This is a genomic window from Paracoccus cavernae (assembly GCF_042430175.1).
GTDB lineage: Bacteria > Pseudomonadota > Alphaproteobacteria > Rhodobacterales > Rhodobacteraceae > Paracoccus > Paracoccus cavernae.
In genome coordinates this window covers 89,559-112,194 of sequence record NZ_JBHMDZ010000045.1, presented here as the reverse complement: position 1 = coordinate 112,194, position 22,636 = coordinate 89,559, and the positions used below count along the sequence as shown (strand labels likewise).

At 63.3% G+C, this 22,636-nt stretch carries 19 protein-coding genes and 1 riboswitch; of the genes, 6 read left to right on the top strand and 13 right to left on the bottom strand.

Annotated features, from left to right (window positions below; genetic code table 11):
• Complete coding sequence (locus ACFFUC_RS15100) at nucleotides 1-666, bottom strand: winged helix-turn-helix domain-containing protein (protein ID WP_377687636.1); 666 nt, start codon at nucleotides 664-666, stop codon at nucleotides 1-3.
• A 146-nt stretch (nucleotides 667-812) separates the two neighbouring features.
• On the opposite strand from ACFFUC_RS15100, the gene ACFFUC_RS15095 reads away from it, so the two are divergent.
• Nucleotides 813-1,571 (top strand): DsbA family protein, encoded by a 759-nt coding sequence (locus ACFFUC_RS15095; protein WP_377687635.1) that lies wholly within the window; start codon nucleotides 813-815, stop codon nucleotides 1,569-1,571.
• 89 nt (nucleotides 1,572-1,660) lie between these two features.
• On the opposite strand, the gene ACFFUC_RS15090 is transcribed toward ACFFUC_RS15095, so the two are convergent.
• Nucleotides 1,661-3,190, bottom strand: coding sequence for a TerC family protein (locus ACFFUC_RS15090; RefSeq protein ID WP_377687633.1), 1,530 nt, complete (start codon nucleotides 3,188-3,190; stop codon nucleotides 1,661-1,663).
• 418 nt (nucleotides 3,191-3,608) lie between these two features.
• Here ACFFUC_RS15090 and ACFFUC_RS15085 point away from each other — a divergent pair, with 418 nt between their 5' ends.
• The gene (locus ACFFUC_RS15085) at nucleotides 3,609-5,240 is read left to right on the top strand and encodes an acyl-CoA synthetase (RefSeq protein ID WP_377687631.1); all 1,632 of its coding nucleotides are present in this window, start codon (nucleotides 3,609-3,611) and stop codon (nucleotides 5,238-5,240) included.
• Nucleotides 5,241-5,357: 117 nt separating this feature from the next.
• Here ACFFUC_RS15085 and nrdF read toward each other — a convergent pair whose 3' ends face one another.
• The 6 genes from nrdF to ACFFUC_RS15055 all read right to left on the bottom strand — a co-directional run bounded on the left by nrdF (nucleotide 5,358) and on the right by ACFFUC_RS15055 (nucleotide 12,139).
• On the bottom strand, nucleotides 5,358-6,329 hold the full coding sequence (gene nrdF / locus ACFFUC_RS15080; RefSeq protein WP_377687629.1) for a class 1b ribonucleoside-diphosphate reductase subunit beta: 972 nt from the start codon (nucleotides 6,327-6,329) through the stop codon (nucleotides 5,358-5,360).
• 75 nt (nucleotides 6,330-6,404) lie between these two features.
• Nucleotides 6,405-8,531 carry a class 1b ribonucleoside-diphosphate reductase subunit alpha gene (nrdE, locus tag ACFFUC_RS15075; protein ID WP_377687627.1) on the bottom strand — a complete coding sequence of 709 codons (2,127 nt, stop codon included), beginning with the start codon at nucleotides 8,529-8,531 and terminating at the stop codon, nucleotides 6,405-6,407.
• On the bottom strand, nucleotides 8,513-8,929 hold the full coding sequence (gene nrdI / locus ACFFUC_RS15070; protein ID WP_377687625.1) for a class Ib ribonucleoside-diphosphate reductase assembly flavoprotein NrdI: 417 nt from the start codon (nucleotides 8,927-8,929) through the stop codon (nucleotides 8,513-8,515). Before nrdI ends, nrdE begins: the two co-directional genes overlap by 19 nt.
• A 15-nt stretch (nucleotides 8,930-8,944) precedes the next feature.
• Nucleotides 8,945-9,166: a glutaredoxin-like protein NrdH gene (nrdH, locus tag ACFFUC_RS15065; RefSeq protein WP_377687622.1), complete on the bottom strand. Its 222-nt coding sequence runs from the start codon at nucleotides 9,164-9,166 to the stop codon at nucleotides 8,945-8,947.
• Nucleotides 9,167-9,269: 103 nt separating this feature from the next.
• A riboswitch (cobalamin riboswitch) is annotated at nucleotides 9,270-9,467 on the bottom strand.
• Nucleotides 9,468-9,769: 302 nt separating this feature from the next.
• Nucleotides 9,770-10,750 carry an agmatinase gene (gene speB / locus ACFFUC_RS15060; protein WP_377687618.1) on the bottom strand — a complete coding sequence of 327 codons (981 nt, stop codon included), beginning with the start codon at nucleotides 10,748-10,750 and terminating at the stop codon, nucleotides 9,770-9,772.
• Between the two features lie 30 nt (nucleotides 10,751-10,780).
• Nucleotides 10,781-12,139: an MFS transporter gene (locus ACFFUC_RS15055; RefSeq protein WP_377687616.1), complete on the bottom strand. Its 1,359-nt coding sequence runs from the start codon at nucleotides 12,137-12,139 to the stop codon at nucleotides 10,781-10,783.
• A 205-nt stretch (nucleotides 12,140-12,344) separates the two neighbouring features.
• Between ACFFUC_RS15055 and ACFFUC_RS15050 the strand changes: the two genes are divergently transcribed.
• A complete protein-coding gene (locus ACFFUC_RS15050; protein ID WP_377687613.1) occupies nucleotides 12,345-13,247 on the top strand; it encodes a LysR family transcriptional regulator in 903 nt (300 codons plus the stop codon).
• A gap of 24 nt (nucleotides 13,248-13,271) precedes the next feature.
• Here ACFFUC_RS15050 and ACFFUC_RS15045 read toward each other — a convergent pair whose 3' ends face one another.
• The 5 genes from ACFFUC_RS15045 to ACFFUC_RS15025 all read right to left on the bottom strand — a co-directional run bounded on the left by ACFFUC_RS15045 (nucleotide 13,272) and on the right by ACFFUC_RS15025 (nucleotide 19,301).
• Complete coding sequence (locus tag ACFFUC_RS15045; RefSeq protein ID WP_377687610.1) at nucleotides 13,272-14,906, bottom strand: ABC transporter ATP-binding protein; 1,635 nt, start codon at nucleotides 14,904-14,906, stop codon at nucleotides 13,272-13,274.
• Nucleotides 14,899-15,813: an ABC transporter permease gene (locus tag ACFFUC_RS15040; RefSeq protein ID WP_377687608.1), complete on the bottom strand. Its 915-nt coding sequence runs from the start codon at nucleotides 15,811-15,813 to the stop codon at nucleotides 14,899-14,901. The genes ACFFUC_RS15045 and ACFFUC_RS15040 overlap by 8 nt, the downstream gene beginning before the upstream one ends.
• 10 nt (nucleotides 15,814-15,823) lie before the next feature.
• A complete protein-coding gene (locus ACFFUC_RS15035; protein ID WP_377687607.1) occupies nucleotides 15,824-16,738 on the bottom strand; it encodes an ABC transporter permease in 915 nt (304 codons plus the stop codon).
• A gap of 86 nt (nucleotides 16,739-16,824) precedes the next feature.
• Nucleotides 16,825-18,324, bottom strand: coding sequence for an ABC transporter substrate-binding protein (locus tag ACFFUC_RS15030; protein ID WP_377687606.1), 1,500 nt, complete (start codon nucleotides 18,322-18,324; stop codon nucleotides 16,825-16,827).
• A 29-nt stretch (nucleotides 18,325-18,353) separates the two neighbouring features.
• A complete protein-coding gene (locus ACFFUC_RS15025) occupies nucleotides 18,354-19,301 on the bottom strand; it encodes a DMT family transporter (RefSeq protein ID WP_377687604.1) in 948 nt (315 codons plus the stop codon).
• 264 nt (nucleotides 19,302-19,565) lie between these two features.
• Between ACFFUC_RS15025 and ACFFUC_RS15020 the strand changes: the two genes are divergently transcribed.
• The 3 genes from ACFFUC_RS15020 to ACFFUC_RS15010 are packed head-to-tail and all read left to right on the top strand — an operon-like array spanning nucleotide 19,566 to nucleotide 22,629.
• Nucleotides 19,566-20,777: a sialidase family protein gene (locus tag ACFFUC_RS15020; RefSeq protein WP_377687603.1), complete on the top strand. Its 1,212-nt coding sequence runs from the start codon at nucleotides 19,566-19,568 to the stop codon at nucleotides 20,775-20,777.
• Entirely contained in the window at nucleotides 20,774-21,724 is a 951-nt protein-coding gene (gene pdxA / locus ACFFUC_RS15015; protein ID WP_377687601.1) for a 4-hydroxythreonine-4-phosphate dehydrogenase PdxA, read from the top strand. Before ACFFUC_RS15020 ends, pdxA begins: the two co-directional genes overlap by 4 nt.
• Complete coding sequence (locus ACFFUC_RS15010) at nucleotides 21,721-22,629, top strand: dihydrodipicolinate synthase family protein (protein ID WP_377687599.1); 909 nt, start codon at nucleotides 21,721-21,723, stop codon at nucleotides 22,627-22,629. The genes pdxA and ACFFUC_RS15010 overlap by 4 nt, the downstream gene beginning before the upstream one ends.
• Nucleotides 22,630-22,636: the final 7 nt, after the last annotated feature.

Here is a 22,636-nt window from a genome sequence, read left to right as displayed (position 1 = left end):
CTATTCCTCCGCGCCGAGGCGGTAGCCCATGCCGCGCACCGTCTCGATGAAACCGGCCCCCAATTTGGCGCGCAGCTTGTGGACATGGACCTCGAGCGCATTGCTCTCGACCCCTTCGCCCCAGCCGTAAAGGCGTTCCTCGAGAGCGGCTTTCGAGAGGATCTGGCCCGGCCGTTCAAGCAAAGCGGTCAGCACCGCAAGCTCGCGGCGCGAGAAATCGACCGCCGCCCCGCCGATCGTGCCGCGCATGGTCGCGGGATCCAGCCTGAGGCCGTTCCATGCGATCTCGGGCGCCGCGCGCCCCCCCTCGCCACGGCGCAGCATCGCGCGCAACCGCGCGGCCAGCTCGTCGAGATCGAAGGGTTTTCCCATGTAATCATCCGCACCCCCGTCGAGCCCGTCGACCCGGTCGGGCACACGGTCGCGCGCGGTCAGCATCAGGACCGGCAGAGCCATCCCCTGCCCGCGCTGCGCCTTGAGCCAGTCGAGCCCAGAACCGTCGGGCAACATCCGGTCCAGCACGATCCCGTCGAATTGCGAATGGACCAGAGCCTCGCTCGCGTCGGAACAGGTCGCGACCCCGTCCGGCGTAAAGCCCGACAGGCGCAGCCCGACCAGCAGGCTGTCGCGCAACAGCGCATCGTCCTCGACCACCAGAAGACGCATTCCAGTACCCTTTCGCGCGCCCGAAAACGCCGTTATGTCCTCTGTCTCTTTACGCGACTAACCGTCAAAGCTTAAGCCTGTCTTAAGCCCTGCCCCCGACAAGGGCGGACGAGTACAGCCCGCGACGACCAAGGAGAGACCGACCGATGTCCGACAGCCCCAGCGACGAGCAGCAGGAACGCCGTGCCCGCGCGCGCCAATACGACCGGCGCACGCTGATCCGGACCGGCCTGACCGCCTCGGTGATCACGGGCGGCTTCTACGGACTGTCGCGCCTGATACCCGAGCCGCCCGCTCCCGCAGGGCTGGCGCAAATCCTGCGCGACCCCCATGCGCCGGTGCTGGGCAATCCCGACGGCGACGTGACGGTGGTGGAATATTTCGACTATCAATGCAGCTTCTGCCGCAGCGGCCACGAGGCCCTGATGGCGGGGATCCTGGAGGACGGCAATACGCGGCTTTTGCTGCGCGACTGGCCGATCTTCGGCGGCATTTCGGTCTATGCCAGCCAGCTGGTGCTCGGTGCCTCGCGGATCGGAACCGGAACCGGAACCGACAGCGGAGCCGACGGCCTCGCGCAGTACCACAAGGCGAATGCCGCGCTGATGGCGATCCGCGGGCAGATGGACGAGACCCGCATCGAGACCGCTTTGGCCGATGCCGGCGTCGATCCCGCGGCGGCGATGCAGGGCTATCTCGACAACCGCCGCGCCTGGGACAGTTTCATGATCCGCAACGACCGGCAGGCGGTCCAGATGGGCTTTCAGGGCACGCCGTCTTTCGTCATCGGGACGCAGACCCATTCCGGCGTCCTCTCCGAAAGCGCCCTGCGCAGGGCGATCCGGCGCGCGCGCTCGGACGGCCCGATCGTTTTCACGCCCGAGCCTGAAACCGCACCCGCCTGAGCCCTATTGGTCCGAGCCCGCCCTTGCTGAACGGGGCCCAATGAAAAAGGCGGCCCGAAGGCCGCCCTTTGCTTTTGGAGACAGGGCGCTCAAAGCCGGCGGATCTGCACTTTGGAAATGGCGCGGCCGCTGACCTCGTGGACCCGCAGCTCCAGATCGCCCACGACCACGGTCGAGCCGACATTGGGCAGGCTGCCCAGCTGCCACAGGATATAGCCCGCCAGCGTCGAGTAGCGGTCGGCATCATCGGCCAGATCGACATCCAGCAGCCCCGAGGCGCGGCGCACATCCAGCGCCCCGTCCACGATCCAAGAGCCGTCGGGCTGGCGCTCGGTCATCAGGGGATCTTCATCCTCGTCGCCGAATTCGCCCGCGATCGCCTCCAGCAGGTCCGAGGGCGTCACGATCCCTTCGAGCGAGCCGTATTCGTCCACGACCACCGCCAGCTTGACCTTGGAGGCGCGCAACTGCTCCATCAGGCGCAAGGCGGTCACGCGTTCATGCACGACCAAGGGCTGGCGGATGCTGACATTGGCGTCGATCGCGCCCTTTTCCAGCAGATCGGCCAGAAGATCCTTGCTCAGCGCCACGCCGAGGAAATTCTCCAGATCGCCACGCGCCACGATATAGCGCGAGTGGCCCTCGTCGATAAGCTGGGCGCGGATCGCCTCGGGGCTTTCGTCGAGATCGATCCAGTTGATCTCGCGGCGCGGCGTCATGATCGAGACCGCCGGACGGTCGGCCAAGGACAGAACGCCCTGAATCATATCCTGCTCTTCGACGGCAAAGACCTGATCCCCGGGCACAGCCGCCGCAGCCGCATCGCCTTTGGCCAGTTCGAGCCGCGTCGTCTTGCCGCCCAACAGTTTCAGAACCGCCTCGGCAGTGCGGTCGCGCACATCGAGGCGGCTGTCGTGGCGCTCGCGGTTGCGGCGTCCGATCTGGTTGAGCGCCTCGATCAGGACCGAAAAACCGATCGCCGCGTAAAGGTAGCCCTTCGGGATATGGAAGCCGAAGCCTTCGACGATCAGCGAGAAGCCGATCATCATCAAAAAGCCCAGACACAGGATCACGACCGTCGGATGGCGCGAAACAAAGGCCATCAGCGGGCGCGACGACAGCATCATGACGCCGACCGCGATGACCACCGCAATCATCATCACCGAGAGATGCTTGACCATGCCGACCGCCGTGATCACGCTGTCGAGCGAGAAAACCGCGTCCAGAATGACGATCTGGAGCAGGACCTGCCAGAAAACCGCCTGATAGACCTTGCCGTCCTTTTTCTCGGCATGGCCCTCGAGGCGTTCGTGCAGCTCCATCGTGCCTTTGAACAGCAAAAACAGCCCGCCGAAGATCAGGATGAGATCGCGTCCCGAAAATTCCTGCCCGAAGAGCACGAAGAGCGGCTGTGTCAGCGTCACGATCCAGGCAACCGAAGCCAAAAGGCCCAAACGCATGATCAGCGCGAGGCTGAGTCCGATCTTGCGCGCCTTGTCGCGCTGATGTTCGGGGAGTTTGTCGGCGAGAACAGCAATGAAAACGAGGTTGTCGATCCCTAGCACGATCTCGAGTACGACGAGCGTTGCCAGCCCCGCCCAAGCGGCAGGATCAGACATCCATTCAAAAAACACAGGCCCCAGGCTCCCATAGTGAAACAGTGGCGGACAAATTCGGGCCAGAACCGCGGCGGAGCAAGAGGATCCTCGCGCAATTCCGCAAGGAGCAGCACAAAAGCGCCGGTTTTTCCCAACAATCCGCGTGATTGCGTCCACTTCATGTGACAATCCGCCGCAAGAGCGGGCAATTCGCCCGCACCGTGCCGTCGGGCCGGACCCTGCGGCAGGCATGGAGAGTCGGATCGCGCCCCGCTTCGGGGCCCGAAACCGGCTCCGCGCAAAAATATTTCGCACGGATGGTCGCTAACATTGCCCTCCGCTCTGGAACTCCGGCGCGCGGATTGCAAAGTTGCTGACGGATTTGGTGCCATCCGGCGGCTTGGTCGCGACAGAGGCATCGGCGATCAAGGGGGAAGAGATGGCACATCATGATATCTACCGGCAGGGTCTCGAGGCGGGACCGGCCAATTACGAGCAACTCACCCCGCTCAGCTATATCGAACGCACCGCCTCGATCTTTCCCGATGCGCTGGCCGTGGTCCATGGCAAGACGCGCCGCAACTGGGCCGAGACCTACGAACGTTGCCTGCGGGTCGCCAGCGCGCTGGAAAAGCGCGGCATCTGCAAGGGCGATACGGTCGCGGTTCTGGCCGCCAATATCCCCGAGACCTTCGAATCCCATTTCAGCATTCCGATGACCGGCGCGGTCCTGAACGCGATCAACACGCGGCTTGATTCGGAAACCGTGGCCTTCATCCTTGATCACGGCGAGGCCAAGGTCCTGCTGGTCGATCCCGAATTCGCCGATCTGGCCGAACGCGCCCTGCGCATCGCAAGCGCGCGCGACATTCTGGTCGTCGACATCATCGACCCGAATTTCGACGGAGGCCGCCGCATCGGCGCGCTGAGCTACGAGGAGCTGCTGGCCGAGGGCGATCCCGCCTATCGCTGGTCGCCGCCCGAGAACGAATGGGATGCGATTTCGCTGAACTACACCTCGGGCACGACCGGCGATCCCAAGGGCGTCGTCTACCACCACCGCGGCGCGGCGCTGAACGGGCTGCAGAACATCGTTTCATGGGGCATGGCGCAGCATTCGCGCTATCTGTGGACCCTGCCGATGTTTCACTGCAACGGCTGGTGCTTTCCCTGGACGATTGCCGCCAATGCGGGCGTCTGCATCTGTCTGCGCGCGGTCCGCGCCGAGACGGTCTACCAGCTCATCCGCGACGAAAAGGTCACCCATTTCTGCGGCGCGCCGGTCGTTTTGAACATGCTGGCGAATGCGCCGGATGCGCTCAAGGACTTCGACCACAAGATCAAGGTCATGACCGCCGGCGCCGCCCCGCCCGCCGCCGTGATCGGCGCGATGGAGGCGATGGGGATCGACGTCACCCATGTCTACGGCCTGACCGAGACCTACGGCCCCGCCGTGGTCTGCGAATGGAACGATGATTGGGGCAGCGCCTCGCCCGATGAAAAGGCGCGGCTGAAATCGCGGCAGGGCGTCAAGAACCTCGTGCTGAACGGGCTGATGGTCGCCGATCCCGCCACGCTCGAGCGCATGCCTCCGGACGGGGAGAGCATGGGCGAGATCTTCATGCGCGGCAACAACGTCATGAAGGGCTATCTCAAGAACCCCTCGGCCACGGAAAAGGCCTTTCGCGGCGGCTGGTTCGCGACCGGCGATCTCGGGGTGATGCATCCCGACGGCTATATCGAGCTGAAAGACCGCTCGAAGGACATCATCATTTCGGGCGGCGAGAACATCTCGTCGATCGAGGTCGAGGATGTGCTGTATCGCCACCCCGCCATTCTGGAGGCGGCCGTGGTGGCGCGGCCCGACGAGACATGGGGCGAAACGCCCTGCGCCTTCGTGACGCTGAAACCGGGCAAAGAGGCAAGCGAGGCCGATATCATCGCCTTCTGCCGCGAGAACATGGCGCGGTTCAAAGTCCCGAAAACGGTGATCTTCGGCGATCTGCCCAAGACCTCGACCGGCAAGATCCAGAAATTCGCCCTGCGCGAACGCGCCCGCAATCTGGCCTGAGTTTGGGCTGAGGCGAAAAAGGAAAAGGGGGCTTGCGCCCCCTCTCGCGGCTGGCGCCGCAATTCACCCCCGAGGGTATTTTTCTGATGAAGAACAACCCTCGGGCCGGACGCGGGATCAGAAATCCCAGTCGTCGTCTTCGGTCGCGACCGCCTTGCCGATGACATAGGACGAACCCGAACCCGAGAAGAAGTCGTGGTTTTCGCTGTCGGGCGAGATCGCGGCGAGGATGGCGGGATTGACCTCGCAAGCCTGCGGCGGGAAGAGCGCCTCGTAGCCGAGGTTCTGCAGCGCCTTGTTGGCATTGTAATGCAGGAAGGCTTTGACATCTTCGGTCAGGCCGATGCCGTCATAAAGCTCCGCCGCATATTTCGACTCGATGTCGTAGAGATCGAAGATCATCGAGAAAGCGAAATCCTTGAGCTCGGCGCGCTTTTCCTCGGAGACCAGTTCCAGACCGCGCTGGAATTTGTAGCCGATGTAATAGCCGTGCACCGCCTCGTCGCGGATGATCAGGCGGATGAGGTCGGCGGTGTTCGTCAGCTTGCCGCGGCTCGACCAATACATGGGCAGATAGAAGCCCGAATAGAACAGGAAGCTTTCAAGGAACACGCTGGCGATCTTGCGCTTCAGCGGATCGCCTTTGGCATTGTATTCGTTGACGATCAGCTGCGCCTTTTGCTGCAGATGCGGGTTTTCCTCGGCCCAACGGAACGCGGCATCAACCTCGGGGGTCGAACTCAGCGTCGAGAAGATCGAGGAATAGGACCGCGCATGGACCGCCTCCATGAAGGAGATGTTCGACAGAACCGCCTCTTCATGCTGGGTGATCGCATCGGGCATGAGCGACGGCGCGCCCATCGTGTTCTGGATCGTATCCAGAAGCGTCAGGCCGGTGAAGACGCGGATGGTCAGCTCGCGCTCTTCGGGGCGCAGGGTCGCCCAGCTCGGCACGTCGTTCGACAGCGGCACCTTTTCCGGCAACCAGAAGTTCACCGTCAGACGGTTCCAGACCTCGAGGTCCTTTTCATCGTCCAGACGGTTCCAGTTGATCGCCTTCAACGGCGCGCGGAGAATCTGATCCTTCATCCGAAGAACCCCTCTTTCATGCTTAAATATCCTCGGGGGTCCGGGGGCGGACAGCCCCCGGCGTCAATGTCGTGCTCAGAGGGCGCAGGAGACGCAACCCTCGACCTCGGTCCCCTCGAGGGCGGTCTGGCGCAGGCGGATGTAGTAGATCGTCTTGATGCCCTTTTTCCAGGCATAGATCTGCGCCTTGTTGATATCGCGGGTGGTGGCCTCTGCCGGGAAGAACAGCGTCAACGACAGGCCCTGATCGACGTGCTCGGTGGCAGCCGCATAGGTGTCGATGATCGGTTCCGGCCCGATTTCATAGGCATCGCGATAATAGTCGAGGTTGTCGTTGGTCATGAAGGCGGCAGGGTAATAGACGCGGCCGATCTTGCCTTCCTTGCGGATCTCGATTTTCGCCACGATCGGGTGGATCGAGCTGGTCGAGTTGTTGATGTAGCTGATCGAGCCGGTCGGCGGCACCGCCTGCAGGTTGCGGTTGTAAAGACCATGCGCCATGACATCGGCCTTCAGCTGCGCCCAATCCTCGCGGGTCGGAAGCGTGATGCCGTCGAACACGCGCAGCACCTCTTCGCGCTGCGGCAGCCAGTCGCGCGTCACATATTTCTCGAAGAAGGTACCGTCGGCATATTTCGAGCGCTCGAAGCCCGAGAAGGTGCGGCCATGTTCGCGCGCCAGCAGGTTCGAGGCGCGGATCGCGTGATAGGCGATCGCGGCGAAGTAAACGCTGGTGAATTCGACGCCGTCGGCGCTGCCGTAATGGATGCGCTCGCGGGCGAGGAAACCGTGCAGGTTCATCTGGCCAAGGCCGATGGCATGGGCCTCGTCATTGCCGCGACGGATCGACGGCACGGCGTCGATCGCCGACATTTCCGACACGGCGGTCAGCGCGCGCACCGCGATTTCGACGGTTTCGCCGAAATCGGGGCCGTCCATCGTCGCGGCGATGTTCAGCGAACCGAGGTTGCACGAGATATCCGTCCCGAGGTGGTCGTAGCCCAGATCCTCGTTGAAGGTCGAGGCTTCGTTGACCTGCAGGATCTCCGAGCACAGGTTCGACATGGTGATGCGCCCGTCGATCGGGTTGGCCGCGTTCACCGTGTCCTCGAACATGATGTAGGGATATCCGCTCTCGAACTGGATCTCGGCCAGCGTCTGGAAGAAGGCGCGGGCATTGATCTTTTTCTTCTTGATGCGCTTGTCGTCGACCATCTCGGCATATTTCTCGGAGACCGAGATTTCCGAGAAGGGCACGCCGTACACCTTTTGCACGTCATGCGGCGAGAAGAGGTACATGTCCTCGTTTTTCTTCGCCAGATCGAAGGTAATATCAGGGATCACGACGCCAAGGGACAGCGTCTTGATGCGGATTTTCTCGTCGGCATTCTCGCGTTTGGTATCGAGGAAGCGCAGGATGTCGGGGTGGTGTGCGTTCAGATAGACCGCGCCCGCGCCCTGACGCGCGCCCAGCTGGTTGGCGTAGCTGAAGCTGTCCTCCAGCAGTTTCATCACCGGAATGACGCCCGAGGACTGGTTCTCGATCCCTTTGATCGGGGCACCTGCCTCGCGGATGTTGGTCAGCATCAAAGCCACGCCGCCGCCGCGCTTGGAAAGCTGCAGGGACGAGTTGATCGAGCGGCCGATCGATTCCATGTTGTCTTCGACGCGCAGCAGGAAGCAGGAAATCAGCTCGCCGCGCGATTTTTTCCCTGCGTTCAGGAAGGTCGGCGTGGCGGGCTGGAAGCGGCCCGACAGGATCTCGTCCATGAAGCGCATCGCCAGCTTTTCGTCGCCGCGCGCCAGCGCCAGGGCGACCATGACGACGCGGTCCTCGTAGCGCTCGAGATAGCGCTGACCGTCACGGGTCTTCAGCGTGTAGCTGGTGTAATATTTGAACGCGCCGAGGAAAGTCGGGAAACGGAATTTCTTCTTGTAGGCGGCGTCCCAGATCTCGCGCATGAAGTTCTTGGAATACTGGTCCAGAACCTGCGCCTCGTAATAGCCTTCCTCGACCAGATAATCGAGCTTCTCGTCCAGCGAATGGAAGAAGACCGTGTTCTGGTTGACATGCTGCAGGAAGAATTGATGCGCCGCCTTGCGGTCGGCGTCGAAACGGATCTTCCCCTCGCTGTCGTAGAGGTTCAGCATCGCGTTCAATGCATGGTAATCAAGTTCGGCCTTCACGCCATTGTCGAGCATTCCATCCCCCGGAATTCAGCAAGCCCCGCTTTGATGCGGATGATATCGGTTTCGGTGCCCGCCAGTTCGAAACGGTAGAGAACTGGCGCGTTGGTTTTTTGTGCGATGACATCGCCCGCAAGGGCGAAGGTCGTGCCGAAGTTGCGGTTGCCCGCGGCGATCACGCCGCGCAGCAGGTCGCGGTTTTCGGCGATATTGAGAAACTTGATCACCTGTTTGGGGACCGCGCCCCGCCCCAGACCATCCGCGAAAGTCGGACAGATCAGGACGAAAGGCTTGTCCGCAACCGGCATCGGATCGGAAGGGCTGACCGGAATACGGGTGCCCCCCATTCCCAATCTCTCGACGAAACGGGCCGTATTGCCCGAGACCGACGAGAAATAGACAAGATCAAGCACGACCCCGCTGCCCGATCAGGACAGACGGCCGATCATGTCGGGACGAAAGCCCGCCCAATGCTCGTCGCCCGCGATCACGACCGGAGCCTGACGGTAGCCAAGGGCCGTCACCTTCTCCATCGCCGCCTCGTCCTGCGTCAGGTCGATGATGTCGTAGGACAGACCTTTCGCATCAAGCGCGCGGGTCGTGGCGGTGCACTGAACGCAAGCAGGCTTCGAGTAAACGGTGATGGTCATATCTTCCTTGTCCCTTGGCATATCGCGACGAGAGACAGGGGAAAATCCGGCGAAGACACTCCTTCGTCAGACGTTTTGAAACCCCCGCGCCCACCGCACGGTTAATTCTATTCCTGTCCTGGCAGGTCCTGACTCACGGATCATCGCTCGGCCGATCCTTCGCGCAGAAACCCGCAGGATCCTTGTGGCTTCGCTCACCGCCTACAGTTGCGGGGGGCAGCGCCGGCTTCTCACCGGCTTTCCCTCTTTTTCTTGCGCCAAACGCGTCTTCGACTCAAGAACCAGAACACAAGCATTAGGCCTCACGGCCGCATTTTTGTCAACATATGGTATGACGACAAGGTAACAGACTGCCCGTGACAATCAAGCCTTTGAAGCGAACCACAGTTTCGGAGTTTCGGGGCTGCGGGACGCCCGCGCCCTGCAACATAAAGAGCTATTCACGCGCGGGACTCAAGCCCTCGCAGCGGCGCATTCCCGCCCCCGTTCGCCCGTCGCGGCCCCGAACGGGACGCTGCGGCATGACAAAAGGGGACCGACGCGGCCCCCTTTTGCATTTTGGAGAATCGGCTTCAAGCCCGATCCATGTAACGCTGGGGCATATCAGCCTTGCGCGACATTTCCGGCACGGCGCGCCCGCTCGTGGAAGACGAATCCGATGAAGTTCAGCAAGACCTGCGCCGCGAGCGTCGTGGTGGTTGCGGAATGGTCGAACTCGGGCGCGACCTCGACCAGGTCGATGCCGACGACCTCGTGGCGACGCGCGAGCGCCTGAAGCATCTCGAGCACCTCATAGTAAAGGAACCCGCCATGCGACGGCGTTCCCGTCCCCGGCGCGATCGAGGGGCAGAAGCCGTCGATATCGAGCGTGACATAGACGCGCGCGCCCTCGGGGATGCGGTTGATCACCTCTTCGGCGCCGAGCTTGCGCGCCTGACGCACCGACAAGATGTCCGATCCCGAGGCCCGCGCCGCCTCGTAGCCGTCACGCGCCGTCGAGGACACGTTGCGGATGCCGACCTGCGTCATCCCGGTGACATAGCCCTTTTCCGAGGCGCGGCGCAGCGGGCTGCCGTGGCCGGTACGCACGCCGTGACGCTCGTCCACGAAATCCAGATGCGCGTCGATCTGGAAAATATGGATGTCGCCATGCCCCTCGAAAGCGTCGATACAGGGGATGTTGATCGAGTGGTCGCCCCCGATCACCACCGGAAAGGCCCCCGCTTCAAGGATCGCCTGCACGCCGGTCTTGATATTGGCGTGGCTTTGGGCGGTGTCGGTGTGGACGATGTCGGCATCGCCGATATCCACGATGCGCACGCTGTCGGGCAGATAGGTGACGTCATCCTCGTGATCGTAGGCCCCCGCATGGCCGAAGCTGAACAGCGTCGAGGCCTCGCGCACCCCGCGCGGCCCGAAGCGCGAGCCGGCGCGGTATTGCGTGCCGAAATCGAAGGGCGCGCCCAGCACGGCGACATCGGCGTCGATCTGGGTCCAATCGGCGACATAGGGGCGTTTGCCGAAGGTGCAGATCCCGACGAAGGGTAGGTTCAGGCGACCCGCTGAATATTTGTCCGTGCTCATTTCATGATGTCCTTTCAACAAGATATTGGGTCACTCTTCCAGCTTCGACCCTGCCCCGCCTGCGCGGGCCATCATGATCGACAAGAAGGTGATGATTGCGGCGCCGGTCAGGAAATAGGCCGGCGCAAGGGCGCTGCCGATGATCCCGCCGACCCATGTTGCGATCAAAGGCGCGGTGCCGCCAAAGAAGGCATTGGCCGAGTTATAGCTGAGCGCGAAGCCCGAAAAACGCACGCGGGTCGGGAAGAGCTCGCACAGGAACGTGGCCAAAGTGCCGCCGTTCATCGCCATCATGACCCCGAACAGCGCAAGGACCATGAGGATCATCAGATAGCTGGTGCTCGCCATGCCGGTATAGGTGATCGAGGACAGGACCATGAACAGCGGCACCGTCAGCACGACAAACAGGACCGAGCACAGCAGCAGGATGACTTTGCGCCCCAGCTTGTCCGACAGCGCCCCCATGATGAAGATCGAGCCGAGGTAGGCCACCAGCGTCACGGTCGAGCACAGGAATGCGGCCTCTTTGCCCACGCCCAGCTCTCCGGCAAGGTAGGTCGGCATGTAGATCAGGATGAGGTAAAAGCCGACCGCGTTCAGAAGCGTGCCGCCGAAAGCCATCATCAGCTGCGGGAAATTGTTCTTGAACAGCTCTTTCACGGGCGTCGTGGGAACGTGGTTTTCCTGTTCCAACGCCTGGAAATGTGGGGTTTCCTCGAGGCGGCGGCGGATGAAGACGCCGACGAAGCCCAAGGGGAACGCCATCAGGAAAGGCAGACGCCAGCCCCATGACTGGAGTTGCGCATCCGACAACAAAGCGTAAAGCAGCGCGACGAACAGCGATGCCGCCAAAAGCCCCGCCGCCTCGCCTGCAGGCACCAGCGAGGTGAAAAAGCCTCGCCGGTTGTCGGGCGCATATTCCGCCAGAAACGAGGCCGCGCCCGCGAACTCGCCCGAAGCGGCAAAGCCCTGCACCATCCGCGTCAGCAAAAGCAGGATCGGCGCCAGCATGCCGGCGGTCTCGTAGCTCGGCAGAAAGGCGATGACGAAAGTCGCGGCCGACATGATGAAAATCGACAGCGACAGCGTGGCCTTGCGCCCAAATTTATCGCCGAAATGGCCCCAGATCACGCCGCCGATCGGACGGATGATGAAGGACAAAGCGAAAACCGCATAGGCCGCCATCAATCCCGAACGCGCATCGGTCGCGGGAAAGAAGACGACCGCGATCACCGCGGCCAGAAAGCCGTAGACCGCATAGTCGAACCATTCGACAAAGGTGCCGATGAAGCTTGCGAAGGCCGCGCGGCGCAGCAATTCGTCTTTGGACACATCCGTTTGCGGATGCGAGCGGGCGCCGGCGCCCAGATCCGTGCTTGATACTGACATAGAAATCTTCCCCTCCCATGGTTGATTTCCGGTGCCGCGATTGGGTTCTCCCAATGCGGATCGCCGCTCGTGCCTCCCCCTGCCCAAGTGCGAATATCCAGACCATGCCGCGAGGGAAATCGCGTATAAATCCGATCTTTCCATTTCTTGTTTCAAGAAATCTAAAGTAATCCATCCTGTGAAGCGGAAGCCGGAGGAGGGCCTCATGCGGATCAGCGATTATACTTTGCGCAACCTGCGCACCTTTTGCGCGGTGGTGGAGCATGGCGGCTTCGGGGGCGCGCAGGCCGTGCTCGGCGCGTCGCAGGCGGCGATTTCGACCCATCTCAAGGATCTCGAAACCACGCTCGGCTTTACTTTATGCCAACGCGGGCGGGCCGGTTTCACCGTCACCGCCAAAGGGGCCGAGGTCTATGCCGAGGCCAAGCGCATGCTGGGCGTGATGGAAACCTGCGAGGCCAATCTGGGCACCCTGCGCCGCGTTCTGACCGGCCATTTGCGCATCGGCATCGTCGACAGCGAGGTCGACAACCCCGACCTGCCCGTCCATCTCGCCTTGCGGCGCTTTTTCACCCGCGAGCAGCAGGTCCGGCTGACGGTCGAGGTCGGCACCACCGAGGCGCTGAGCAAGGGCCTGCAGACCGGCGATATCCATGTTGCGGTCGGCCCTTTTCCGACGCGCCATGCCAATATCGACTACCGTCCTGTCTGGGTCGAGGACCACCAGCTCTACTGCGGCCTCAACCATCCGTTGTTCGACCGCCCCGCCGCGGAGATCACCCCCGAAACGATTTCGCGCCATGCGATGACGGTGCGCCCCTATCTCGAACGCGCCGAGCTTGCCGCGCTGCACGAGCCGCAGATCACGGCCTCGGTCTCGAATATGGAGGCGCAGGCCGTGCTGATCCGCTCGGGCTGTTTTCTGGGCTTTCTGCCGGTTCATTTCGCGCAGAAATGGGTCGATCGCGGCGAGATGCGGGCGCTGGATGCGCCGGGGCTTTTGTGGAAATCACAATTCTACATCGCCCTGCGCGTCCAGCCCGAACCGACCGAGGTCGCGCGGCTCTTTGCACGCGATCTGGCCGAGGTTCTGGTGCAAAAGACCTAGACCCCGCGCCGGTCGGGCGGGGGCTCAGGCCGGCACGCGGCTTTCGTCCGCCAACCTTTCGGCGCGGCGCGCGGCCTGCACATCGGGATCGGGGTCGAGCCCTGCCGCCAGAAGCGCGCGGGTATAGGGCTCGCGCGGGGCATCGAAGACCTGCGCCACCGTGCCCAGCTCGACCACGCGGCCCTTTTTCATGACCATGACGTGATCGGCAAAATCGCGCACCACCGGCAGGTCATGGGCGATGAAGATGAAGGCAATGCCCATCTCGCGGCGCAATTTGTCCAAAAGCGCGATCACCTGTGCCTGAACCGAAACATCGAGCGCCGAGACGGCTTCGTCGCAGATGATCAGCTCGGGCTCGAGCGCGAGCGCACGGGCAATCGCGATGCGCTGGCGCTGCCCGCCGGAAAACTGGTGCGGGTAGCGGTTGGCCATCTCGGGCTTCAGCCCGACCTGCTCGAGAAGCTCGGCGACGCGGGCGCGCCAGCGCGCTTTGGGCAGGATGCCGGGGTGGATCGCCCAAGCCTCGGAGACGAGCTGATAGACCGTCATCCGCGGATTGAGCGATTGCGTCGGGTCCTGAAACACCATCTGCAGATCGCGGCGCAAAGCGTAAAGCTCGGCCGGTGACATTGCGAAAAGATCGCGCCCCTTCCAGAGCGCCTGCCCGCCGCTCGGCTCTTCCAGACGCAGGAGCACCTTGGCCAAGGTCGACTTCCCCGAGCCGCTTTCGCCGACAATCGCCAGCGTCTCGCCGGCCATGAGCTGGAAGCTGGCATCTTCAAGCGCAAGGAAATCGCCGTAATCCTTGCGCAGATTGCGCACGTCGAGCACGGGCGCCCCCTGCGGCGGGGCGGGATCATGCATCGCGCCCTTGCCCGGCGCGGCCCCGATCAGCTTGCGGGTATAGGGGTGCTTGGGATTGTGATAGACTTCGCGCGCGGGGCCGGTTTCCACCACCTCGCCCGCATTCATCACGACGACCCGATCGGCGATTTCGGCAACGACGCCCAGATCATGGGTGATGATCAGGATGCCCATGCCGGTCTCGCGCTGAAGCTCTTCGAGCAGGCCCAGAACCTCGGCCTGAACCGTCACATCGAGCGCGGTGGTCGGCTCGTCGGCGATCAGGAGGTCGGGCTTCATCGCCAGCGCCATCGCGATCATCAGACGTTGGCGCTGCCCGCCCGAGAACTCGTGCGGATATTTCCCTAGCGAGGCCTCGGGGTTGGGGATGCCGACGCGGGTGACCAGACGCAGGGCCTCGACACGGGCCTTGTCGCGCGGGATGTCATGGGTCGTCAGCGCCTCGGCGATCTGCCAGCCGACGGTATAGACCGGATTGAGATGGCTGAGCGGGTCTTGGAAAATCATCGCGATGCGGCGGCCGTTGATCTCGCGCCGCGCGCCCGCGCCCAGCTTCAACAGATCCTGCCCGTCAAAAATCACCTCGCCCGAGGTGATCTTTCCCGGCGGCATGTCGATCAGGTTCATGATCGCCGAGGACGAGACCGATTTGCCCGAGCCGCTTTCGCCCAGAATGGCCAGCGTCTCGCCACGGTCCAGATGATAGCCGACGTTCCTGACCGCTTTGACGACCCCAGCCGCCGTGTGGAATTCGACCGAGAGGTTGCGCACCTCGAGCAGATGGTCAGTCATTCTTGCGCCCTCTCATTTCCAGCCGCCAGCGTTGGGCCGGGTCCAGCGCGACACGCATCCAGCCCGACAGCAGGTTCAGCGACAAAGTGGTCAGGATGATCGCAAGCCCCGGCCAGAACGACAGCCACCAGGCGTTCGTCAGATATTGCCGCCCCTGCGAAATCATCAGCCCCCAGGTGATCTCGGGGGGCTGGATGCCGATGCCCAGAAAGGACAGCGAGCTTTCGGCCAGCATGACGAAGGCGAAATCCAGCGTCGCGATCGTCATCAGCGTCGGCAGGACCACCGGCAGGATATGGCGCAAGATGATGCGCCGCGCGGGGGCGCCCATGACGCGGGCGGCCTGCACGAACATGCGCTCGCGGATTTCCAGCACCTCGGCGCGGGTGGTGCGCAGATAGACGGGGATGCGGGTGATCGCCAGCACGATGATCAGGTTCCCGACCGAAGGGCCGAGGACGTAAAGCACGATCACCGCCAGCAAAAGCGAAGGGAAGGACATGATCACATCGGCCAGCCGCATGATCACCTCGCCGGTGCGCTTGCTGGCATAGCCCGCGACCAGCCCCAACCCCGAGCCGATCAGCGCCGAAAAGAACACGGCCCCCGCCGCGACCATCATGGTGTTTTGCGTGGCCACGATAATGCGCGCCAGCAGCGGGCGGCCAAGCGCATCCGCGCCCAAAAACCAGACCCAGCCGCGCGACAGATCGAAGGGCGGAGCATTGCGTCCGCGCAGGTTCTGCTTTTGCGCCAGATCGTTCATCCACGACGGCCCGATCACCGCCATGACCAGCACCACGAGCAGGAAGATCACCGCGCAGACCGCGAATTTATCGGCCCAAAGCATGTTCAGGTAACGGCGGGCGGCGCTTGGCTCGGGCGGAAGGATGTCGGTTGTGCTCATGGCCGGGCCCTTAGTGACGGATGCGCGGATCAAGCAGCGAATAGGCCAGATCGATCAGCAGGTTCATGACGAAAATCGCCAGAGCCGTGACCATGATCGCGGCCAGCACCACGTTGAAATCGCGTTGAAGAATGGAATCGATCATCAGCTTGCCGACGCCGGGAAAGCCGAAGATCGTCTCGATCACGACCGCGCCGTTCAAAAGCGCCGCCGCCTGATCGCCGATCACCGTGATCACCGGCAACATCGCATTGCGCAGCGCATGGACAAAGATGATCGGCCGCGAGCGCACGCCTTTGGCACGCGCGGTTTTGACATAGGCCGAGGATAGCGCCGTGATCATCGAGCCGCGCACCACCTGCACGATCAGCCCGAAGGGGCGGATGAACAGCACCGCGACCGGCAAAACCCAATGCAGCGCCGTTCCCGTTCCCGAAGTCGGCACCCAGCCCAGCCCGACCGAGAAAACCGTGATCGCGACGATGGCGACCCAGAAATCGGGCGCCGAGGCCCCGATCAAAGACAAAAGCGAGGCGACGCGGTCGAAAATGCCGCCCACCTTGAAGGCCGCCAGCGAGCCAACCACCACGGCCGCGAGCGCCACCAGAACCATCGTGATCAGCGCCAGTTGCAACGTCCAGGCAAAGCCCTCCATCACGACATCGATGGCCGGTCGCGCTTTGCGCAGCGACTCGCCGAAATCGAGATGCACCAGATCCCAGAGGTAATTTCCGAATTGCACGATCAGCGGATCGTTGAGGCCGTGGACCTCGCGAAACTGCTGGCGCATCGCATCGGTGGCATCGACCGGCAGGAAAAGCGCGGTCGGATCGCCCGTCAGGCGGGACAGGAAGAAAACGGCCACGACCAGCCCCAACAGGGACAAAAGGCTCGCGAAGGCGCGTTTGCGGATGAATCTCTGCATGGGTCTGTCCGTCTCAGAAGGCGGGCTCGAAGCTCGGTTCGCGAGGTCCGGACGGAGATAGTCACCGTCCGGACCGGCAGTGGGTCTTATTTGAAGGCGATGCCGGCAAGCGGCAGCATCGAATTGGTCGCCATGGTCGGGCGCCAGTCCAGGCGCTCGGCGACGCGGCTGTAGCTGACCATATGGAACAGCAGCACATCCGCCGCGAGGTCGTCATGCAGATATTTCTGCAGCTCGCTCCAAAGCGCCGCGCGATCCGCGCCGGTCGCAGCCGAGGCCTTTTCGATCATCCCGTCGACCTTGGCATCCGCCACGCCCGACTGACGGCCGTCGGTCGCGTATTTGAAATACATCGAGAAAACAGGATCGCCCTTGGAGTTGTCGTGCATCGCCGTCACCATCAGCGGGCCGCGATCGGTCGGATAGGGTTTGGAATACATCTTCTCGAATTCCGCGACCTCGTAGAATTGCAGATCGACGGTGAAGCCCACCTCCTGCAACATCTGCTGGATGGCCTCCATAATCTCGGTGATGTTGGGGAAGTTGGCGGTACGCGCGACCAGCGTCAGCTTGGTGTCGACCGGAACGCCGTCCGCCTTGGCCTCGGCCAGAAGCGCCTTGGCGCCTTCGGGATCTAAGGCGGGCACGGCCACATCCTTGTTCCAGCCCAGGGTCGGCGGCGGGAAAACGGCGGTCGCGAGCTCGGTCCCTTCGGGCACCAAGGTCCCGAGGAAGGCTTCGCGGTCGATCGCCATGTTCAGCGCGCGGCGTACGCGCAGGTCGTTCACCGGTGCCTGACTGTGGTCGAGGCGGATATAGACCGTCTCGGAATCAAGATAGGAGAAATCGGTCGCCGGATTGGTCGCATCAAGCTGCGCGATCGAGGGCGCGATATCGGCCTCGGCAGTGGCGACCATCGCCGCACGCACGGCGGGATCGGCGCGGAAGAGATAGGTCGCCTGCGTCACGGCGGGCTTTTCGCCCCAATAATCGGCGCGCTCGGTCAGGACGATCTGCTGGCCCGGCGTCCATTCGGTCAGCGCATAGGGGCCGGTGCCGACGGGCTCGCGGATGAATTCGACCTTGGTTTCCTCGGGGACGATCGTCACCAACGAGAACAGCAGCGGCATGATCGGCTGCACCGGATCCGAGACGATATCGACGGTCTTGTCGTCGACGACATTGACCGAAACCGTCATGCCGCCGAAATAGCGCGGCGTTTCGCAGGTGATCGCGGCATCGGTGGCACGGTCGAAGCTGTGCTTGACGTCTTTGGCGTCAAAGCCCGTCCCGTCCGAGAAGGTCACGCCCTGACGCAGATGGAAACGCCAGCTGCCGTCGGCATTCTGCTCCCAGCTTTCGGCCAGTTTGGGCTTGAGCTCGCCGCCCGCCACATCCAGCTCGGTCAGGGTCTCGCTGATGTTTTGCAAGATGATCCGCCCGATGTTCGAGCGCGTCGCCATGCAGGGCTCGAGCAGGTCGGCCTCTTCGTTGAGCACGATTTTCACGCCTGTGTCCTGCGCGAAAGCCGGCCCCATCGCGACGGCGGAAAGCACCGCGCCCCAAAGCATCTTCTTGATCGTCATTGGTGTTTTCCTCCCGTTGGAAAATCGTGTCATGAGCGTTTTCCGGCAGTCAAAGCCGCCGTGCGCCCCTGTTTCTCCGCCCGACGCTGTTTCTCTCGCGCCCGCCCCGAAGCACGCGAGGCGATCAGCGCCGCAAGGCAGATCAGCGCGCCGCCGATCAGGGTCGCCGGACGCGCGATCTCGGCGAAAAACGCATAGGCCAAAAGCGCGACCAAAGGCAGGCGCAGGAAATCCAGCGGCGCGATGATCGAGGCATCGGCAAGGCTGAAAGCATGGGTCATCAGCGCCATGCAGGCCGCGCCGAGCACGCCTTGCAGCGCCAGAAGGCCAAGCTGCCCCGCATCCGGCATGGTCCAGACCGGCAGCGCCAGAAGCAGCGCCAAAGGCACGGTCAAAAGCAGGTTCCAGACCACCAAAGTCGCGGTGCTGTCGCCCGCCGACATGGATTTCAGCATGAGCTGGATAACAGCCTGCATCACCGCACCCGACAGCGCGAATGCCATGGCGAGAGAAAGCCCCGCACCAAAGCCCTCGGGACTTGGCCCGACAATGACCAACGCTCCGGCAAGGCCCAGAAGCAGGGCGGCGATCCGAAGGGGGCCGAGACGCTCGCCCAGCACCAATGCCGCGCCGAGCACGACGAAAACCGGCGAGGTAAAGGCGATTGCGGTCACATCGGTCAAAGCCCCGCGTGAAAAGGCCGCGAAAAAGGCCACCATCGCAACCAGCTTCAATCCGGCGCGCAGCGCATGTTGGGACAGCGGAAAGCCGGTGCGGAGAACCTGCGGCCGCCGGATCACCAGCGGCAGAACTGCAAGCGCACCGAAGGCCGCGCGGAAAAAGCCGATCACGAAAGGATGCACGCCGCCCGCCAGCGCGCGCACGATCACCGCGTCAAAGGCAGCCAAAGCCGCCCCGCCAGCCGCGCACACGACAGCCAGCACGACCCGTCCAGATCTGGGCTGCGCCCCGACCATACCCTCTCCCCCCCATCACGCGAATCCGCGGTCCTCATCCACTGGCCAGAAGGATGCATGAACGCGGCAACTATTGTCAACTTATTTCAAGACACAGCCTCCGCGACAAAATATCATCCCATTCAGTTATTTGTTTTTATTAGCTTTTACAAATTTTTCCGCTGAATTACTTCTTCGAACAACAGATCATCAACTTGACAACCTTTGATTTTGATCCAATCCTTCGCGTAGTTCCGGCCAAGGGGAGGCCGAGGGAGGAAGAGCATGGGTCCTGATGAAATCGCCGCCGCAATGACCGGCACGTTGACCGAGGTTTCACCGGGCCGGCTGGAGGCCTTTCTGCCCTCGCCCATGATCCAGAACCACGCGGCTTTCCTGCATCCTCTACCGGATGGCGCGCTGCTTTGCGCCTGGTTCGGCGGCACGCTCGAGGGGAAGTCCGATATCGCGATCCATGCCGCGATCCTGCCGAATGGGGGCGATCGCTGGGGTCCGCCGCGCGTGCTCAGCTTTGATCCCGCGCGCTCCGAGCAGAACCCCGTCATCTTCACCGCGCCTGATGGCCAGCTGTGGCTGTTTCACACCGCGCAGCCCTCGGGCAATCAGGACGAGTGCCGGATCCGCATGGCGGCCCTGCACCTCGACCCCGCCGATCCGACCATGATCCGCGCGGAGGAAGGTCGGTTCATCGACCTGCCGGCCGGCTGCTTCATCCGCGCGCCGCTGGTGGTGCGCCGCGACGGGGCCTGGCTCTTGCCGATCTTTCGCTGCGTGACGCGGCCGGACCGGAAATGGAACGGCAGCCATGATGTCGCCGCGATGGGGATCAGCCATGACGGCGGCGAAAGCTGGGTACTGCAGGAGATCGCGGATTCGACCGGCTCGGTCCATATGAGTCCGGTCGAGCTGGGCCAGAACCATTTCGCTGCCTTCTATCGCCGCCGTCAGGCCGATACGGTCCACCGCTCGGAAAGCCGCGACGGCGGGCTCAGCTGGAGCGCGCCGGTGCCGACCGATGTGCCCAACAACAACTCCTCGATCGCGGCGATCCGGCTCGCGGATGGTCGCGTCGCGATGATCGCGAACCCTTCGTCGGCGCTGACCTCGACCGATCGCCGCGCCTCGCTTTACGACGAGCTCGGGGAAGACGACGACCGCCCCGAGACCGGCGGCGACACGCCCGATTCAGGCGGCTGCACCCCGATCTGGGGCGTGCCGCGCGCGCCGGTCGCGCTGTGCCTGTCCGAAGACGGCGGCCTCAGCTTTCCGCTCCGCCTGATCATCGAAGACGGGCCCGGAAGCTGCACCTCGAACGATTCGACCGATGGCCGCAACAAGGAAATGTCCTATCCTTGGCTGCTGCAAGGCCCCGACGGCAGCCTGCATCTGGCCTATACCTACCACCGCCGCGCCATCAAATATGTCCGCCTCTCGCCCGAGGCATTCACCCAAATCCAAGCGGAGTCCGCAGCATGAGCGACATCATCGGCATCACCATGGGGGACCCCGCCGGTGTCGGCCCCGAAATCAGCGTCAAAGCCCTGGCGGAGATGTCGCCCGAGGATCGCGCCCGCACCCTGATCTACGGCAACCGCGCCACGCTCGAAGCCGCCAAGACCGCCGTGGGCTGCGATGTCGACCTCGAGGGCCGCGTGATCGATCTGCCGGTCGAGGGCGCGCCGCTGCCCTGGGGCAAGCTCTCGCCCGTCGCGGGCGATGCCGCCTTCCGCTTTATCGAACGCGCGGTCCGCGACGCCGAGGCCGGCAAGATCGGCTGCATCGTCACCGCACCGATCAACAAAGAGGCGCTGAACGCCGCGGGCCACCATTACGACGGCCATACCGGCATGCTGCGCAGTCTGACAGGCGCGCAGGCGGCCTATATGCTGCTGGCGTCCGAGCGGCTCAAGGTCATCCATGTCTCGACCCATGTCTCGCTGAAAGACGCCATCGCCCGCGCCACGACCGAACGCGTTCTGGCCACGATCCGCGCGGGCAACGCCCATCTCAAGCGCATCGGCATTGCCGCGCCGCGCATCGCGGTGGCGGGGATCAACCCCCATTGCGGCGAGAACGGCCTGTTCGGGACCGAGGATGACGACCAGATCGCACCCGCCGTCGCCGCCGCGCGCGCCGAAGGCATCGACGCCCACGGCCCGATCTCGGCCGATACCGTCTTTCACCGCGCCTATAGCGGCCATTTCGACCTCGTGGTCGCGCAATATCACGATCAGGGCCATATCCCGATCAAGCTGGTGGCCTTCGATACGGCAGTGAACGTCTCGGTCGAGCTGCCGATCGACCGGACCTCGGTCGATCACGGCACCGCCTTCGACATCGCGGGCAAGGGCATCGCCAACCACGGCAACATGAACGAGGCCATCGCCTATGCGCGCAAGCTGGTCGCCGGAGAGAAAGCATGAGTTTCAACATCGAAGGCGTCTATTGCGCCGCAGCCACCCCGCTCAAGGCCGACGGCACGCCCGATCTGGCCCTGTTCGGCGCCCATAGCAAAGCCCTGCTCGACGAGGGCTGCCACGGCATCGCCATGCTCGGCTCGACCGGCGAGGCCAACAGCTTCGGGCTGAACGAGCGCATGGCCCTGCTCGAGGCCGCGCTGGACGGCGGCACCCCGCCCGAGGCGCTTTTGCCCGGCACCTCCTCCTGCTCGGTCACCGATGCCGTCACCCTGACGCGCCATGCGGTCGATCTGGGGGTCAAGGGCGTCGTCCTGCTGCCGCCCTTTTACTACACCGCCTTTTCCGACGAGAGCCTCTTTCGCTTTTACGCCGAGATCATCGAGAAAACCGGCAGCGACCGGCTGCGCGTGGTACTGTACCACATCCCGATGCTGACCGGCGTACCGATCAGCCACAATCTCATCGAGATGCTGCTCCGCGAATTTCCCGATATCGTCGTCGGTATCAAGGACAGCGACGGCAAGATCGGCAACATGCATGAAATCGCGGCCCGTTTTCCCGGTTTCGCGGTTCTGGCGGGGGCCGATCCGCTGCTTCTGCCGCTGCTCGAGGGCGGCGGCGCGGGCTGCATCACCGCCAGTTCGAACCTTGTCGCGCGCGAGCTGCGCATCGTTTTCGACCACTGGAACGACCCCGCCAAAGCGCACGAGGTCAAGGCCGCGCAAGAGGTGATCGTCAACTGGCGCAACCTCACCAATGCCTATGTGCAGCTGCCGACGGTCAAGACCATGCTCGCGCGCAGGCGCGGCGACAACGGCTGGCTGAATGTGCACCCGCCCTTCTCGCCCCTCGCCGAAAGCGAGCGCGATGCCGTCTGGGCCGAAATGGCCCGTCTCGAAGCCCTGTAAGCCGGAG

Excerpts from the sequence above, each read along its gene's own strand:
- ACFFUC_RS15100 (WP_377687636.1), bottom strand. The coding sequence starts at position 666 with ATGCGTCTTCTGGTGGTCGAGGACGATGCGCTGTTGCGCGACAGCCTG.
- ACFFUC_RS15095 (WP_377687635.1), top strand. The coding sequence starts at position 813 with ATGTCCGACAGCCCCAGCGACGAGCAGCAGGAACGCCGTGCCCGCGCG.
- ACFFUC_RS15090 (WP_377687633.1), bottom strand. The coding sequence starts at position 3,190 with ATGTCTGATCCTGCCGCTTGGGCGGGGCTGGCAACGCTCGTCGTACTC.
- ACFFUC_RS15085 (WP_377687631.1), top strand. The coding sequence starts at position 3,609 with ATGGCACATCATGATATCTACCGGCAGGGTCTCGAGGCGGGACCGGCC.
- nrdF (WP_377687629.1), bottom strand. The coding sequence starts at position 6,329 with ATGAAGGATCAGATTCTCCGCGCGCCGTTGAAGGCGATCAACTGGAAC.
- nrdE (WP_377687627.1), bottom strand. The coding sequence starts at position 8,531 with ATGCTCGACAATGGCGTGAAGGCCGAACTTGATTACCATGCATTGAAC.
- nrdH (WP_377687622.1), bottom strand. The coding sequence starts at position 9,166 with ATGACCATCACCGTTTACTCGAAGCCTGCTTGCGTTCAGTGCACCGCC.
- speB (WP_377687618.1), bottom strand. The coding sequence starts at position 10,750 with ATGAGCACGGACAAATATTCAGCGGGTCGCCTGAACCTACCCTTCGTC.
- ACFFUC_RS15055 (WP_377687616.1), bottom strand. The coding sequence starts at position 12,139 with ATGTCAGTATCAAGCACGGATCTGGGCGCCGGCGCCCGCTCGCATCCG.
- ACFFUC_RS15050 (WP_377687613.1), top strand. The coding sequence starts at position 12,345 with ATGCGGATCAGCGATTATACTTTGCGCAACCTGCGCACCTTTTGCGCG.
- ACFFUC_RS15045 (WP_377687610.1), bottom strand. The coding sequence starts at position 14,906 with ATGACTGACCATCTGCTCGAGGTGCGCAACCTCTCGGTCGAATTCCAC.
- ACFFUC_RS15040 (WP_377687608.1), bottom strand. The coding sequence starts at position 15,813 with ATGAGCACAACCGACATCCTTCCGCCCGAGCCAAGCGCCGCCCGCCGT.
- ACFFUC_RS15035 (WP_377687607.1), bottom strand. The coding sequence starts at position 16,738 with ATGCAGAGATTCATCCGCAAACGCGCCTTCGCGAGCCTTTTGTCCCTG.
- ACFFUC_RS15030 (WP_377687606.1), bottom strand. The coding sequence starts at position 18,324 with ATGACGATCAAGAAGATGCTTTGGGGCGCGGTGCTTTCCGCCGTCGCG.
- ACFFUC_RS15025 (WP_377687604.1), bottom strand. The coding sequence starts at position 19,301 with ATGGTCGGGGCGCAGCCCAGATCTGGACGGGTCGTGCTGGCTGTCGTG.
- ACFFUC_RS15020 (WP_377687603.1), top strand. The coding sequence starts at position 19,566 with ATGGGTCCTGATGAAATCGCCGCCGCAATGACCGGCACGTTGACCGAG.
- pdxA (WP_377687601.1), top strand. The coding sequence starts at position 20,774 with ATGAGCGACATCATCGGCATCACCATGGGGGACCCCGCCGGTGTCGGC.
- ACFFUC_RS15010 (WP_377687599.1), top strand. The coding sequence starts at position 21,721 with ATGAGTTTCAACATCGAAGGCGTCTATTGCGCCGCAGCCACCCCGCTC.